The sequence below is a fragment of the Gallaecimonas zhanjiangensis genome (genome assembly GCF_057624825.1).
On sequence record NZ_CM172603.1, the window covers coordinates 3,165,782 to 3,180,950 of the forward strand.

At 59.4% G+C, this 15,169-nt stretch carries 15 protein-coding genes and 1 pseudogene; 1 reads left to right on the plus strand and 15 read right to left on the minus strand.

All coding sequences use genetic code 11. The features are described from left to right. Window positions 1–6: 6 nt before the first annotated feature. Both recA and AC22G1_RS15030 read right to left on the minus strand, forming a co-directional pair. Window positions 7–1,056: a recombinase RecA gene (gene recA / locus AC22G1_RS15025; protein WP_487314089.1), complete on the minus strand. Its 1,050-nt coding sequence runs from the start codon at window positions 1,054–1,056 to the stop codon at window positions 7–9. Between the two features lie 69 nt (window positions 1,057–1,125). After that, the gene (locus AC22G1_RS15030; RefSeq protein WP_487316731.1) at window positions 1,126–1,638 is read right to left on the minus strand and encodes a CinA family protein; all 513 of its coding nucleotides are present in this window, start codon (window positions 1,636–1,638) and stop codon (window positions 1,126–1,128) included. Between the two features lie 51 nt (window positions 1,639–1,689). Here AC22G1_RS15030 and mutS point away from each other — a divergent pair, with 51 nt between their 5' ends. Then, window positions 1,690–4,248 (plus strand): DNA mismatch repair protein MutS, encoded by a 2,559-nt coding sequence (mutS, locus tag AC22G1_RS15035; protein WP_487314090.1) that lies wholly within the window; start codon window positions 1,690–1,692, stop codon window positions 4,246–4,248. Here the strand turns inward: mutS and rpoS are convergent. The 13 genes and pseudogenes from rpoS to pyrG form a co-directional block, all read right to left on the minus strand. Next, entirely contained in the window at window positions 4,245–5,177 is a 933-nt protein-coding gene (gene rpoS / locus AC22G1_RS15040) for an RNA polymerase sigma factor RpoS (RefSeq protein ID WP_487316732.1), read from the minus strand. The two genes, mutS and rpoS, sit on opposite strands and share 4 nt — an antisense overlap. 90 nt (window positions 5,178–5,267) lie before the next feature. Continuing rightward, a pseudogene (locus tag AC22G1_RS20410) lies at window positions 5,268–5,639 on the minus strand (murein hydrolase activator EnvC family protein); the annotation flags it as partial. Between the two features lie 422 nt (window positions 5,640–6,061). Beyond that, the gene (locus AC22G1_RS15050; RefSeq protein WP_487314092.1) at window positions 6,062–6,640 is read right to left on the minus strand and encodes a YqaA family protein; all 579 of its coding nucleotides are present in this window, start codon (window positions 6,638–6,640) and stop codon (window positions 6,062–6,064) included. Further along, window positions 6,637–7,275, minus strand: a complete 639-nt coding sequence (locus tag AC22G1_RS15055) for a protein-L-isoaspartate(D-aspartate) O-methyltransferase (protein ID WP_487314093.1) — start codon at window positions 7,273–7,275, stop codon at window positions 6,637–6,639. The genes AC22G1_RS15050 and AC22G1_RS15055 overlap by 4 nt, the downstream gene beginning before the upstream one ends. Window positions 7,276–7,299: 24 nt before the next feature. Continuing rightward, window positions 7,300–8,049, minus strand: coding sequence for a 5'/3'-nucleotidase SurE (gene surE / locus AC22G1_RS15060; RefSeq protein ID WP_050658284.1), 750 nt, complete (start codon window positions 8,047–8,049; stop codon window positions 7,300–7,302). Continuing rightward, window positions 8,046–9,047 carry a tRNA pseudouridine(13) synthase TruD gene (truD, locus tag AC22G1_RS15065; protein WP_487314094.1) on the minus strand — a complete coding sequence of 334 codons (1,002 nt, stop codon included), beginning with the start codon at window positions 9,045–9,047 and terminating at the stop codon, window positions 8,046–8,048. Before truD ends, surE begins: the two co-directional genes overlap by 4 nt. After that, complete coding sequence (ispF, locus tag AC22G1_RS15070) at window positions 9,044–9,520, minus strand: 2-C-methyl-D-erythritol 2,4-cyclodiphosphate synthase (RefSeq protein WP_487314095.1); 477 nt, start codon at window positions 9,518–9,520, stop codon at window positions 9,044–9,046. The genes truD and ispF overlap by 4 nt, the downstream gene beginning before the upstream one ends. Before the next feature lie 3 nt (window positions 9,521–9,523). After that, window positions 9,524–10,210, minus strand: coding sequence for a 2-C-methyl-D-erythritol 4-phosphate cytidylyltransferase (gene ispD, locus AC22G1_RS15075; RefSeq protein WP_050658281.1), 687 nt, complete (start codon window positions 10,208–10,210; stop codon window positions 9,524–9,526). Further along, on the minus strand, window positions 10,203–10,514 hold the full coding sequence (ftsB, locus tag AC22G1_RS15080) for a cell division protein FtsB (RefSeq protein ID WP_050658280.1): 312 nt from the start codon (window positions 10,512–10,514) through the stop codon (window positions 10,203–10,205). The genes ispD and ftsB overlap by 8 nt, the downstream gene beginning before the upstream one ends. 65 nt (window positions 10,515–10,579) lie before the next feature. Further along, the gene (locus tag AC22G1_RS15085) at window positions 10,580–11,254 is read right to left on the minus strand and encodes a glutathione S-transferase N-terminal domain-containing protein (RefSeq protein ID WP_487314096.1); all 675 of its coding nucleotides are present in this window, start codon (window positions 11,252–11,254) and stop codon (window positions 10,580–10,582) included. A gap of 79 nt (window positions 11,255–11,333) precedes the next feature. Further along, on the minus strand, window positions 11,334–12,041 hold the full coding sequence (locus tag AC22G1_RS15090; RefSeq protein ID WP_487314097.1) for a hypothetical protein: 708 nt from the start codon (window positions 12,039–12,041) through the stop codon (window positions 11,334–11,336). A gap of 43 nt (window positions 12,042–12,084) precedes the next feature. Next, window positions 12,085–13,380 carry a phosphopyruvate hydratase gene (gene eno / locus AC22G1_RS15095; RefSeq protein ID WP_050658511.1) on the minus strand — a complete coding sequence of 432 codons (1,296 nt, stop codon included), beginning with the start codon at window positions 13,378–13,380 and terminating at the stop codon, window positions 12,085–12,087. Window positions 13,381–13,439: 59 nt separating this feature from the next. Beyond that, the gene (gene pyrG, locus AC22G1_RS15100) at window positions 13,440–15,077 is read right to left on the minus strand and encodes a CTP synthase (RefSeq protein WP_487314098.1); all 1,638 of its coding nucleotides are present in this window, start codon (window positions 15,075–15,077) and stop codon (window positions 13,440–13,442) included. Between the last annotated feature and the right edge of the window lie 92 nt (window positions 15,078–15,169).

Consider the following 15,169-nt stretch of genomic DNA (forward strand, 5'->3'; position numbering starts at 1 on the left):
CGTCACTCAGAACTCGTCTCCCTCGACGAGGGCTTCGCTAACGTTATCTTCGGTGGCGCCAGTGCCGGGAGTTACCAGCAGGGCTTGGCGGATCTTGCCTTCAATCTCGGCGGCAATATCTTTGTTTTCCAAAAGGAATTTAACGGCATTGGCTTTACCTTGGCCAATCTTGTCGCCCTGGTAGCTGTACCAGGCACCGGCTTTGTCCACCAGCTTCTGGGACACGCCCAGGTCGATAAGTTCGGCTTCCTTGGAGGTACCGGCACCGTACATGATCTGGAACTCGGCCTGTTTGAAAGGCGGCGCCACTTTGTTCTTCACCACTTTGACGCGGGTTTCGTTACCCACCACTTCGTCCCCTTCCTTCACCGAACCGATGCGGCGGATATCCAGGCGCACCGAGGCGTAGAATTTAAGGGCGTTACCGCCGGTGGTGGTTTCGGGGTTACCGAACATCACGCCGATCTTCATCCGGATTTGGTTGATGAAGATACAAAGGGTGTTGGACTTTTTGATGTTGGCGGTGAGCTTACGCAGCGCCTGGGACATCAGGCGAGCCTGCAGGCCGACGTGGCTGTCGCCCATTTCGCCTTCGATTTCCGCTTTCGGGGTCAGGGCGGCAACGGAGTCGACAATCACCACATCTACGGCGCTGGAGCGTACCAGCATGTCGCAGATTTCAAGGGCCTGCTCACCGGTATCGGGCTGGGACACCAGCAGGTCGTCCACATTCACGCCAAGCTTGCGGGCATAGATTGGGTCCAGCGCGTGTTCGGCGTCGATAAAGGCGCAGGTTTTACCTTGCTTTTGGGCTTCGGCAATGACCTGCAGGGTCAAGGTGGTTTTACCGGAAGACTCCGGCCCGAAAATTTCGACAACACGGCCAAAAGGCAGGCCACCGATGCCAAGGGCAATATCCAGGCCCAGTGAGCCGGTGGATACGGATTCAATACTCAGCACCTGGCTGTCGCCCATCCGCATGATGGAACCCTTACCAAACTGGCGCTCAATTTGACCCAGCGCTGCTGCAAGGGCTTTCTGTTTGTTGTCGTCCATTTCCGGCTCCAAAGATCCGCAAGAAGGTGAATTCAGTTGCAGGGAAGTATACTGTATGACCGTACAGTATCAACCCCTGTCTACAGGGATTTTTTCCAAAAGCCCGGTCAAGGCCGCAAAAACGGCCTGTAGCCGCACCGCCTGGCGATCGCCGGCGAAGTGAAAGCAGCGGCTTTCGCAATGTTGCTGCGAAGCCCAGGCCATCCACACTGTGCCAACCGGTTTGTCCGGGCTGCCGCCGTCAGGCCCGGCAATACCGCTGGTGGCCACTGCCAGGTCAGCGCCCGCTTGCTGCCGGGCGCCTTGTGCCATCTGCACCACAACCGGCTCAGACACGGCGCCAAAGCCAGCGAGGTTTTCTTCACTTACTCCCAGACGCCGCATTTTGGCGGCGTTGGCGTAGGTGACAAAGGCCTCGTCAAACCAAGCAGAGGAGCCGGCGATATCGGTGATGGCCCCGGCGATAAGGCCACCGGTACAAGACTCGGCGCTGCTTAAGCGTACCCCGGCGGCCTTGGCTGCCAAGCCGAGCCTGGCGGCCAGCTGCTGAATTTCATCCCAGGTAGGAGTGTGGGCTGGCATTTTGGTAGACTCTCGGACAGTCAAATTCAACGTCATTATCTAGACCTGCCCATGCCCTCGCAACCATTGGAATCCCATACTCCCATGATGCAGCAATACCTGCGCATCAAAGCCCAGCACCCAGACGTGTTGCTGTTTTATCGCATGGGGGATTTTTACGAGCTGTTTTTCGATGACGCCAAAAAGGCGGCCGCCTTGCTGGATATCTCCCTGACCGCCCGCGGCCAAAGCGGCGGCGAAAAAATCCCCATGGCTGGGGTGCCCTACCACGCCGTGGAAGGTTATCTGGCCAAAGTGGTGGCCATGGGCGAATCGGCAGCCATTTGCGAGCAGATCGGCGACCCGGCCACCTCCAAAGGGCCGGTGGAGCGTCAGGTGGTGCGCATCGTCACTCCCGGCACCGTCAGCGACGAAGCGCTATTGACCGAAAAACGCGACAACCTGCTGGCCGCGGTATTTGGCAAGGATGGCCGCTTTGGCTACGCCACCCTGGACATCACCTCTGGCCGCTTCCTGGTGTCGGAGCCAGACGGCATTGATGATTTAAAAGCCGAGCTGCAGCGCACCAATCCGGCCGAGCTTTTGTACCCGGAAGACTTTGACACCAGCCTGCTGGGTGAACGAAAAGGCCTGAGGCGCCGGCCGCTCTGGGAGTTTGATCTCGATACCGCCCAGCGCACCCTTACCCAGCAGTTCGGTACCCGCGATTTGGCCGGCTTCGGCGTGCAAAGCGCCAAGCGTGCCCTGGCTGCCGCCGGCTGTTTGCTGCAATACCTCAAAGATACCCAGCGCACCGCCCTGCCCCATATTCGCGCCATCAAACTGGAAGCCGAAGACGAGGCCGTGGTGCTGGACGCCGCTACCCGGCGCAACCTGGAGCTGACCCAAAGCCTGGCTGGCAGCACCGACAACACGCTGTTTTCGGTGCTGGACCGCTGCGCAACCCCTATGGGTTCAAGGCTTTTGGGGCGCTGGCTGCACCGGCCGCTGCGCAGCGTCGAGGTTATCGAGGGGCGCCTCGATGCCATCGATTATTTAAACCAGCAGCTTCTGGACGGCCAGCTTCGCGAGTTGATGAAGCAGGTCGGGGATCTTGAGCGGGTAATGGCGCGGGTGGCGCTGCGTTCGGCAAGGCCGAGGGATCTGGTGCGGGTACGCACGGCGCTGGCGGTGATGCCTGAGCTTGGCGAGTTGCTCAGTGGCAGCCAAGGGCGCCTTGCCGCCCTTAAAGGTCACTGTGCGCCGCAGCCAGAGCTGTACGAGCTGCTGCAAAACGCCATTATCGACAACCCGCCGGTGCTCATTCGTGACGGCGGCGTCATTCGCCCCGGCTACAACAGAGAGCTGGACGAGTACCGGGCACTGTCAAAAGGCGCCACCGATTTTCTCGAGCATATCGAAGCCAGGGAGCGCCAGCGCACCGGCATCAACACCCTCAAGGTCGGTTTCAACAGGGTTCATGGCTATTTTATTGAACTGACCCGGGCCCAGTCGCACCTGGCTCCCACCGATTACCAGCGCCGCCAAACCTTGAAAAACACCGAGCGCTACATCATCCCCGAGCTCAAAGAATACGAAGACAAGGTACTGACCAGCCAAGGCAAGGCCCTGGCCCTGGAAAAGCAGCTTTATGAAGCGCTGTTTGACCAGTTGCACCCACAGCTTGAAGCGCTGCTGCGCCTGGCTGATGCCTGCGCCGAGCTGGACCTGCTGGCCACCCTTTGCGAGCGAGGCCAAAGCCTTAATTATTGCCGCCCGGCCCTCAAAGCCGAGCGCGGCATTCGTATCGATGGCGGCCGCCATCCGGTGGTGGAAGTGGTGCTGGACAGCCCCTTTATCGCCAACCCGGTGGCGCTCAGTGATGCCAAGCAGATGCTGATGGTAACCGGCCCCAACATGGGCGGTAAGTCGACTTACATGCGCCAAACCGCCCTCATCACCCTGCTGGCCCATATCGGCAGCCCGGTGCCGGCCGAGAGCGCCGAAATTGGCCTGGTAGACCGCATCTTTACCCGTATCGGCGCCGCCGACGATCTAGCCTCGGGGCGCTCTACCTTTATGGTGGAAATGACCGAGACCGCCACCATCCTCAATAACGCTACCGAGCGCAGCTTGGTGCTGATGGACGAAATAGGCCGCGGCACCTCCACCTACGACGGCCTGTCCCTGGCCTGGGCGGTAGCGGACTTCCTGGCCCGCCAGAGCCGCAGCCTCACCCTCTTTGCCACCCATTATTTCGAGCTGACCGCCCTTGCAGAACAACTGGACGGGGTGGATAACGTGCATCTGGATGCGGTGGAGCACGGCGATACCGTGACCTTTATGCACGCGGTGCAAAGCGGCCCGGCCTCAAAGAGTTTTGGCTTGCAGGTGGCGCTCTTGGCTGGGGTGCCCAAAGGCGTGGTCAAAGCGGCGAGGCAAAAACTGGCAGAGCTGGAGAGCCACACACCGGTGGCTGCGGGCCAGGCGCCACAGCCGCGGCAAATTTCCCTGGCCTTAAATGAAGAACCGGCTGTTGTCAGCCGGCTCAAATCGTTGGATGTGGATGCGCTATCTCCAAAAGAGGCCTTGATGCTGCTTTATCAGCTCAAGGAAGACGCCGGTTTTTAATCGCTAAACAGCGCTTCGGCGTTCAAGCCCTCCTGAAACAGGCGCTCTTTCAGGCGCCTTAACGCCTCTACCTGGATCTGGCGAACCCGCTCGCGGGTGAGCCCGATCTCATGGCCCACTTCTTCCAGGGTTGCCGGCTCATAGCCCAGCAAACCGAAGCGGCGTGCCAACACTTCCCGCTGCTTGTCGGACAACTCGTCCAGCCATTTCATCAAGCTGGCCCGGATATCGTTGTCTTGCAGCTCATACTCGGGGCCCATTTCCTTTTCGTCGGCAATAACGTCCAGCAGGGCTTTGTCCGAGTCGCCACCGATGGGGGTATCCACTGAGCTGATCCGCTCGTTCAGGCGCAGCATTTTGGCTACATCATCAACGGGTTTATCGAGCTTGGTGGCGATTTCTTCAACGGTGGGTTCGTGGTCCAGTTTGTGGGCCAACTCGCGGGCGGTGCGCAGGTAAACATTGAGTTCTTTGACCACATGAATGGGCAGACGGATGGTGCGGGTCTGGTTCATGATGGCGCGTTCGATGGTCTGGCGGATCCACCAGGTGGCGTAGGTAGAGAAGCGGAACCCCCGCTCGGGGTCAAATTTTTCAACGGCGCGGATCAAGCCCAGGTTGCCTTCTTCAATCAAATCCAGCAGGGCAAGGCCGCGGTTGTTATAACGGCGTGCAATTTTAACGACCAGTCGCAGGTTACTTTCGATCATGCGTTTGCGGGATGCATCGCAACCTCGCAGCGCTTTTCGTGAAAAAAAGACTTCCTCTTCCGCGCTGAGCAGCGGTGAGAACCCTATTTCACTCAGATACATCTGGGTAGCGTCCAGGCTCTTTTGGAAATCGTCCCCTAACGTGATTTCCTCTTGCTGGTCTTCCACTTCTTCAGTAGAAACTTGGGCTTCCTTGTCCATGACTTCGATGTCGTCCATGTCATGGCTATCTTGCTTCTCAGATTTTTTGCGGGCCATAAAGCCTCCTGTCAACTCGTTGTCGAACACTCCGCTATTTGGTCATTGTTGTTATCCTCGTTTGGGTAGTTTTAACAGCGGGTTAATGGCTTCTCCCCGGCGGCGGATCTCAAAATGGAGTTTCACGCCATTGGTGCCGGAGTCACCTTTGCGGGCAATCAATTGCCCTGCTTTAACCCACTGTTGCTCCTTGACCAGCAGTTCATCGTTGTGCGCGTAGGCGCTAAGGTACTCATCGTTATGTTTGATGATGATGAGTTTCCCGTAACCCCGCAGCGCACTCCCCGCGTAAACCACTTTGCCTGGAGCGGCAGCAACTACAGAGTCTCCCCTGTTGCCGTCGATGTCTAGCCCTTTGTTGCCTTTTTGAGCATCAGAAAAGCCTAAGATCACCCGGCCTGTTGTCGGCCAACGCCATGAAATCCCTGGGCTGGCCGAAGAAGATGTAACTTTTTTGTTAACATCTTGATTTTGACTGTACTGATCCGCTATCGGCTTAGCAATCGTTTTCTTGGGATTTTTTGAGTTGCTCTGCACCGGATGCCTGACGACTTTGGCAGGAGCTGATGACAACTTGATGATTTGGCCGGGATAAATGGTGTAAGGGGCACGGATGTGGTTACGGGCGGCAAGCTCCCGGTAATCCATACCGGCGCGAAAGGCAATGGAATAGAGGGTATCGCCCCGGGTAACCCCGTAACTGCTGCCGCGAATGGGGTCGTAGTTGACCACCTGCACGGCAGCTTGTTCGGTGGAAAGGGAGATCACGGGGGCTGGCCTGTCGGCAGTACATGCCGACAGTAGCAGGGTTAGAAAGAGAACAACCAGCAGCCCGCGCATAACCCCTATCTGAGTATCAGGTAAGCCGCGACCGCCAGGAGCACGGTGGCCCATCCCAGCCAGTCGATGTAGTGGCGCAGTTTTTCTTCCATGCGCGCCCCGCCCAGTTTCATCAGGCCGGCGACCAAAAAGAACCGGGCCGCCCGGCTGACCAGAGACATCAGCATAAAGGGCAGAAACATCATTTGCATTACACCGGCCGTCACCGTGAAGAACTTGTACGGCAGCGGTGAAAAGCCGGCCAGCAGCACTATCCACAGCCCATATTGGCTAAACCACTGCTGCGCCTTAACGAGCTGATGGTCATACCCCACCCAGTGGATAAAGGGCTGCACCACCGGCTCGAACAGCAGCCAGCCAAGGGCAAAACCCACGGCGCCGCCGATAACCGAAGCCAGAGTCGTTAACAAGGCAAAATGCCAGGCCTTTTGAGGCTTGGCCAGGGACATGGGCGCCAGCATCACGTCCGGCGGAATGGGCCAGAAGATGGCCTCACAAAAACTCATGGACACCAGGTAACGCGAAGCGTGGGGGTGCGCAGACCATCTGAGCACCTTGTCGTAGAGCACCGAAAATATTTTCACAAAAGGCTTCCAGAAATCAGGGGCACGAAGCGCACCCACTCTACATCGTCCACGGTATAGGTTTGGCCCTGGCGGGTGATCACCTTGAGCAGCTGCTGGTCGTCCCCTACCGGGATAACCATCACCCCGCCGTCGGCCAGCTGCGCCAACAGGGCGTCAGGGATGGCGCTGGGGGCGGCGGTCACAATGATGCCATCAAAGGGCGCTTTGGTTGACCAGCCCTGCCAGCCGTCGCCATGTTTCATCTGCACGTTGTGCAGATCCAACCGCTGCAACCGCCTGCGAGCCTGATATTGCAGGTTCTTGATGCGCTCGACGCTGAACACCTGCTCGCAAAGTTGTGCCAGTACTGCGGTTTGATACCCCGAGCCGGTGCCAATTTCCAGCACCCGGCCCAAAGAGCCGCCCCGAAGCAGCAACTCGGTCATGCGCGCCACAATATAAGGCTGGGAAATGGTCTGGCCTTCCCCTATGGGCAAGGCGGTGTTGTCGTAGGCCTTATGGCCCAGCACATCGTCTACAAACCAGTGCCGGGGTACGGCAGCCATGGCGGCCAGTACCCTTTCATTACAGATCCCTTCCTGACGCAGCTGGGCTGTCAGGCGGGTGCGTGCTCCTGCGCCGTCGTTGGCCATAGTCTCCCTTTACGTGCTTGAGGGTTAAAGGTCTTCCAGCCAGCTGGCCATGGGGCTTAGCATCCGGTGCGCAGTCAGGTCTATCTGCAGCGGCGTCACCGAAATGCGGCCTTGGCTCACCGCATGAAAATCCGTCCCCGGGCCGGCGTCGGCGCCTTGCCCCGGCGGGCCCAACCAAAAAATGGGCCGCCCGGCAGGGTCGGCGGTGCTGACCATGCTCTCGGCCCGGTGCCGGTACCCAAGGCGGGTCACTTCCACGCCGCGATACTGGGTTTTCGGAATGTCCGGCACGTTGATATTCAAAATGTGCATCGGCGGCAAGGGGTGCTGCTCAAGCCGCCCGACAATGCGAGCCGCGATGTCGGCCGCGTCCTGGTAATGCTGCAAGGTACGCCCCACCAGGCTCACCGCCACCGCCGGCAGGCCAAGGTGGCGCCCTTCGGTGGCGGCTGCCACCGTGCCCGAATAGAGCACGTCGTCCCCGAGGTTGGCCCCGGCATTGACGCCGGCCACCACCAAGTCGGGCTGCCAATCGCTGAAAAGGCCATTGATGGCAAGGTGCACGCAGTCGGTGGGGGTACCCTTGACCGCCCAAAAGCCATTTTCAAGCTGCTGTGCTCGAAGCGGGTTTTCCAGGGTCAGGCTGTTGGAGGCGCCGGAGCAGTTACGATCCGGCGCTACCACCCGCACTTCGCCAATCTCGGCCATGGCCCTTGCCAGGGCCGCGATACCGGGGGCGTGAACGCCGTCGTCGTTACTGACCAGAATCTTCATGCTTGGGCCTCAGTGCGGCGCTCGGGCTCCACCAGCTCGGCCACATTGGCCAGCAGCGCCGTGGCAAAACTGCCGGTAGGCAGGGTAAAGCCGAGGGTAAGGTCCTGGCCCTGCCATTGCCAGCTGATGGCAGGCTTTAGCCACAACACTCGGCGGTCACTACTGGCAAGGCGCTCTAAGCCTTCGGTGAAGGCGCCTTGCTCGGCGCAGGCTTCAAGCTCAAGTGCGGCGGCTTCTTCAAGAGGTTTCACCCCGCCCCGGCCCCACAGCGGGCCGGTAAGCTGCACATCGCCTTCATCGAGGCGTTGTTGCAGGCTTGCCAGCTCGGCCTCTTCGGCCACAAACACCGAGTGGGAGCCCGCCAGCATCAGCACGTCTCCGGGGATCACGGTGTCCATCAGCCCTTTGGCCTGGCGATGGGCGGCAACCTGGTTGAACAGCATGGAGCGGGCGGCAGAAATGGCCATGGACTGGCGCGGCTTTTTCATGCGTTTGCCGGCCAGTACTTCCTCAAACACCTTGAGGTTGCGGTCATCGTGGCCAAAACGCTGGTCGCCAAAAATATTGGCAAAGCCGTTGGCGGCAATGGCGCTCAAGGCTTGCTCGGCCTGGGCTTGGTCTGACACTTCCCGCAGCACAATCTCAAAGCGGTTGGCCTTGTGGGTGCCAATGCGCAGTTTCTTGTTGTGGCGGGCGGTTTTGAGAATCTTCAGCTCGTCGCTCTCGATGGCGGACAAGTCCGGGTCTTCTTTACCCGGCAGCCATACCGACAACCACTGGCGGGTGACGGCGTGGCGGTCTTTAAGGCCAGAGTGGGACACGTCCCGCTCTTTGAGGCCACAGGCCTCGGCCAGCAGTTTGGCGGCCCACTGGGTGTTCATGCCGCGCTTTTCAATCAGCACAAAAAGGTGTTCGCCTTCGCCGCAAGGCTCAAAGCCCAGCACTTCTTCAACAAAAAAATCTTCGGGCTGGCTTTTAAAAAGGGCGGTAACACTCATAGGGCTTTCTCCAGCAGTACCACCGCTTCCACGGCAATGCCTTCTTGGCGGCCTACAAAACCGAGCTTCTCGGTGGTGGTGGCCTTAACGTTGACCTGGCCGATTTCGCAGGCCAGATCGCCTGCAATGGTGCTGACCATGGCGCTGATATGGGGCGCCATCTTCGGCGCCTGGGCCATGATGGTGACATCCAGGTTGCCTATCCGGTAGCCCTTTTCGGCCACCAGGCCTGCCACATGGCGCAGCAGCACCCGGCTGTCGGCATCTTTGAAGGCGGCATCGGTATCGGGAAAATGGCGGCCGATATCGCCAAGGGCCACTGCCCCCAGCAGGGCATCAGCCACGGCATGCAGCACCACGTCGCCATCGGAGTGGGCCACCAGGCCAATAGAGTGTGGCACCACCACGCCGCCAAGGACGAGGTCGCGCTCGGCGCCAAACTTGTGTACGTCAAAACCATGGCCAATGCGCATGGGTTACTCCTGTTGGCTAAGCAACCAGCGAGCCAAAGGCAGGTCCGCCGGTTCGGTGATCTTGAGGTTGTCGCTGCGGCCTTTAACCAAGGTTACCGCCAGCCCCAGGCGCTCGATGGCGGAGGCTTCGTCGGTAATGCTGGCCCCTTCACTCAAGGCCTCGCCAAGGGCTTGGCGCAGCAGCGCAGTGGGGAAACACTGGGGGGTGAGCGCCCGCCACAGGTGTTGGCGCGGCACCGTTTCTTCGATGCTATGGCCATCGGCAGACCATTTGACGGTATCCACCACCGGCAGCGCCAAAATGGCGCCCTGCCCGGCTTTGGCCTTGGCCACCAGTTGATTGACATCGGCCTCGGTAATAAGAGGCCGGGCGGCGTCGTGCACCAGCACCCAGGGGGCGATATCGGGATTAACGGCATTAAGGCAGGCCAGCACCGAATCGGCACGCTCTTCACCGCCAATCACGGTGCGAAGCCGCGGGTGTTGGGCCTGGGGCAGCTCGGCAAAGTAAGGATCGTCTTCTGCCAAGGCCACCACCACTTCGCTGATAACCTCCATGGCCAGCAACCGGGCCAGGGTTTCACCGAGAATGGCGTTGTCGGTCAGTTGCAGATATTGCTTGGGCTTGCCCGCGCCCATGCGTTTGCCAATACCGGCAGCGGGCACCAGGGCGACCAGTTTGTCAGTCATTGTTATCGGCCGATCCGTTTTTGTCGTCGTACTTGGATTGCAGAACCCGGTAGAAGGTCTCGCCATCACGGATCAGGCCCAGCTCGTTGCGGGCACGTTCTTCTACCGCGGCCAGACCTTTACGCAGATCCTTGACCTCGGCGTACATCAAATCGTTACGCTTTTTCAGTTCGGCATTCTGGGTTTGAATGCGGGCGATATCCGCCTTGAGTTGCCAGTGATCCTTGAGGGCGTTGTCGCCAAACCAAAGGCGGTATTGCAACATCCCCAGGAGCACCAGGAGCACTATTGCCAATCGAGCCATGCTGTCTCCTGTCTGTCCTGGGGTCCTATTATGGTGGGCACCAGCCCCTTTGGGAATGCCTAAGCTCAGTCAAAAGCGCAGACATTCAGCCCTTTTTGGCTGGCCGGGCGGTTTTTGCAGCGCTCGTACCAGGCCATCACGGTGGGGAAGTCGTCAAGGCCGATGGCCTGGTAACCGTTGTAGCCCCAGTCCAGGCAGCCCACCCAAGGGAAGGTGGCAATGTCGGCAATGCTGTACTCGCTGCCCATGATGTACTGGCGCCCTGCCAGGCGCTTTTCCAAAACCCCCAGCAAACGCCGGGCCTCGTTGCGGTAACGGTTGACCGGGTAAGGGTCCTGGCATTTGTCGGCGGCGTACTTATAGAAGTGGCCGAACTGGCCGAACATCGGGCCGATACCGGCCATCTGGAAAAAGACCCACTGAATACACTCGATGCGCTCGCTCGGATCCTTGGGCAGCAACTTGCCGGTCTTCTCGGCCAGGTACAGCAAAATGGCGCCAGACTCGAACAGCTTCAGCTCGCCGCCGGGGCCGTCCGGGTCGACAATGGCAGGAATTTTGTTGTTGGGGTTGATGGCCAGGAACTGCGGGTCGAACTGCTCGTCCTCACCGATGCGAACGGTATGGGCCTCGTAGGGAATGCCCAGCTCTTCAAGGGCGATGGACACCTTCTGGCCATTAGGCGTAGCGAGGGAAAAAAGCTGAAGACGCTCGGGGTGATTGATGGGCCACTTTGCCATGTCGTGCTCCTTATCAAAATGCGGGCTGCAAACCATGCCGAGGGTAACACCGGGCATTGCCCACGCCTACCCTGGCGCCTTAGCCCTGGTGTTGGCGCTTTTTGATAAAGGATTGAAAATCAGGGCCTTTGTCTTGGCAAAGGCTGCTTGAAAGCCAGCGGGTCTCCTTGCCGCCCACCACATCCACCTCCTGCAACAAAGCGCACTCGCCATGGGGCCCGCGGTATAGCCGCTGGCCGCCGCCCAGCTCAATGATCTGCGGCTCGTTCTTCTTTACCGTCGGCCTTGGCAGGGCGTCGGCGCCGGGCTTGGCGCTGTCCAGCCATTGCTGCTGGCGTTGCTGCTGAAGGCGCTTAAGGCTGCTCTCAAGCTGCTGGCCAAAATCCTGGCCGCCGCCTTCTTGGCGGGCAAAAGGGTCAGCCGGCAAGGTGCCGCTGCGGCTGGTTGCCGGTTGTTGCCCAGGCGCCGCACTTTGCGGGCCGCTACTTTGGTTACTCCCTGCCGCTGGCAACACCGTTGCACTGGTGTGGTCCTTTTTCACCACGGCATTTGGGTCCTGGCCGGCATCGCTGCTTTGCGCCTGGGGTTTGGGGGGCGTGAAGATAAGCTGGGCCGAAATAGGGTGGCCGCTAGGCGGCGCCGGCACCACAGGCAAAGAAGGCTTGACCAGCCACAGCAGCAACAGGTGCAACCCCAGGGCCAGGGCGCCAAAAAGCCAATAGCCCTTAAAGGCCGACGGCTGCGCCTGAGGTTTGTCTGGTAAGGATGGAGACTGCATGCTGTCCATAAAAAAAGCCGCCCGTAGGCGGCTTTTATATCATTGTTTTTGCTTACGCCTGACCTTTGATTTCGCTCAGGCCGCGGTAAGGAGCATCGGCGCCCAGACGCTCTTCGATGCGCAGCAACTGGTTGTACTTGGCAACCCGGTCGGAGCGGCAAAGAGAACCGGTTTTGATTTGGCCAGCAGCGGTACCGACGGCGAGGTCGGCAATGGTGGCATCTTCGGTTTCGCCGCTGCGGTGAGAGATCACGGCGGTGTAACCGGCGGCCTTGGCCATGGCGATCGCTTCCAACGTCTCGGTCAAGGAACCAATCTGGTTGAACTTGATGAGGATGGAGTTACCGATACCTTTGTCGATACCTTCTTTGAGGATCTTGGTGTTGGTGACGAACAGATCGTCCCCTACCAGTTGGATCTTCTCGCCCAGCTTCTCGGTCAGCACTTTCCAGCCAGCCCAGTCTGACTCGTCCAGGCCGTCTTCGATGGAGACGATGGGGTATTGCTCGGTCAAACCGGCCAGGTAGTCGGCGAAACCTTCGGAGCTGAAGGATTTGTCTTCACCGGCCAGCACGTATTTGCCGTCTTTATAGAACTCGGAAGCAGCGCAGTCCAGGGCCAGGGTCACGTCTTTACCCAGCTCGTAACCGGCGTCGGACACCGCTTGCTTGATAACGGCCAAGGCATCGGCGTTGGATTTCAGGTTAGGGGCAAAGCCGCCTTCGTCACCCACAGCGGTGTTCAGACCCTGCTTTTGCAGCACCTTTTTCAGGCTGTGGAAGATTTCGGCGCCCATGCGCAGCGCTTCGCGGAAGTTGGGGGCAGACACCGGCTGCACCATGAATTCCTGGATGTCGACGTTATTGTCGGCATGCTCGCCACCGTTGAGGATGTTCATCATCGGTACCGGCATGGAGTACACGCCAGGGGTGCCGTTCAGTTCGGCTATCCACACGTACAACGGCTTCTTCTGGCTGGCAGCAGCGGCTTTGGCGTTGGCCAGGGACACAGCCAGAATGGCGTTGGCGCCCAGCTTGGCTTTGTTGTCGGTACCGTCCAGTTCAATCATGGCGGCGTCGATGGCGGCCTGTTCCAGGGCGTTTTTACCCAGCAGGGCGGCCTTGATGGGGCCATTGATGTTGGCAACGGCGGTCAGCACGCCTTTGCCCAGATAACGGGCCTTGTCGCCGTCGCGCAGTTCCAGCGCTTCACGGGTACCGGTAGAGGCGCCGGAAGGGGCGCAGGCCAGGCCAATGCTGCCGTCGGCCAGGTGGACTTCGGCTTCAACAGTGGGGTTGCCGCGGGAATCCAGAACTTCGCGGGCAATGATGTTGGCAATAGTGGTCATCTGATTGCTGTCCTTCTTGTAAAAACAAAGGCCGTGCCCATCGGCACGGCCCATTGAAATCAGGCTTTTTGCTTATGGCCTTCCCAGGCCGCCTTCACAAAGCCGCCAAAGAGCGGGTGTCCGTCCCGTGGCGTTGAGGTGAATTCGGGGTGGAACTGACCGGCCACGAACCAAGGATGTGAGGGGATCTCAATGATTTCAACCAGTTTCTTGTCGGCTGACAGGCCGGTAAAGGCCATGCCCGCTTTCTCCAGCTCGGGGCGGAACTTGTTGTTCACCTCGTAGCGGTGGCGGTGACGTTCGAAAATGGTGTCAGAGCCGTACAGGTCATGGGCCTTGGTGCTGGGCAGCAGGTGGCACAGCTGGCTGCCAAGGCGCATGGTGCCGCCAAGGTCGGAGGCTTCGCTGCGGGTTTCCACGGCGCCGTCTTCGTCCAGCCACTCGGTAATAAGGCCCACCACCGGTGCCGGGGTGTCTTTTTTGAACTCGGTGGAGTGAGCGCCTTCGATGCCAGCCACGTTACGGGCAAACTCGATAAGCGCCACTTGCATCCCCAGGCAGATACCCAGGTAAGGCACCTTTTGCTCACGGGCATACTGGGCGGCCAAAATCTTGCCTTCCACGCCACGCTCGCCAAAGCCGCCGGGCACCAAAATGCCGTCTACGTTTTCCAACAGGCTCATGCCTTTGGTCTCGATGTCCTGGGAGTCGATGTACTTGATGTGCACCGACACGCGGTTTTTCAGGCCAGCGTGCTTGAGGGCTTCGTTAACAGATTTGTAGGCGTCGGGCAGCTCAACGTATTTACCGACCATGGCGATAGTGATTTCGCCCTGGGGGTTGGCTTCCTGGTAAACCACCTGTTCCCACTCGGCCAGATCGGCTTCGGGGGCATCAAGATGGAAACGCTTGCAGACCAGCTCATCCAGGCCCTGGGATTTGAGCAGCGCCGGGATTTTGTAGATGGAGTCCACGTCTTTGAGGCTGATAACGGCCTTTTCTTCGACGTTGGTGAAAAGGGCGATCTTGGAGCGCTCGGAGGCCGGCAGAGAAGCGCGGTCGGTACGGCACACCAGGATATCGGGCTGGATACCGATAGAGCGCAGCTCTTTGACCGAGTGCTGGGTCGGCTTGGTTTTTACCTCGCCAGAGGCGCCCAGGTAAGGCACCAGGGTCAGGTGCATGAACATGGCGCGGTCGCGGCCCACTTCGGTGCCCATCTGGCGGATGGCTTCGAGGAAAGGCTGAGACTCGATATCCCCCACGGTACCGCCAATCTCAACGATGGCGACGTCATGGCCTTCGGCACCGGCAATAACGCGCTCTTTGATTTCGTTGGTGATATGGGGGATCACCTGGATGGTGGCACCCAGGTAGTCGCCACGGCGCTCCTTGCGCAGCACATCGGCGTAGATACGGCCGGTGGTGAAGTTGTTGCGGCGGGTCATCTTGGTGCGGATGAAACGCTCGTAGTGGCCCAGGTCCAGGTCGGTCTCGGCGCCGTCTTCGGTCACGAAGACTTCCCCGTGCTGGTAGGGGCTCATGGTGCCTGGGTCAACGTTGATGTAAGGGTCGAGCTTCATCATGGTCACTTTCAGACCACGGGCTTCGAGGATAGCGGCCAGAGAGGCGGCTGCAATACCCTTACCAAGGGAGGATACAACTCCACCCGTCACAAAGATGTAATTTGTCGTCATGTAAAACCTGAGCGCGTTAAGAAGTGGGGATCTTGGGACGGGATGACATTATAGAGGAAAAAGGCGCTTTCTCACAATGCGAAGCGCACATC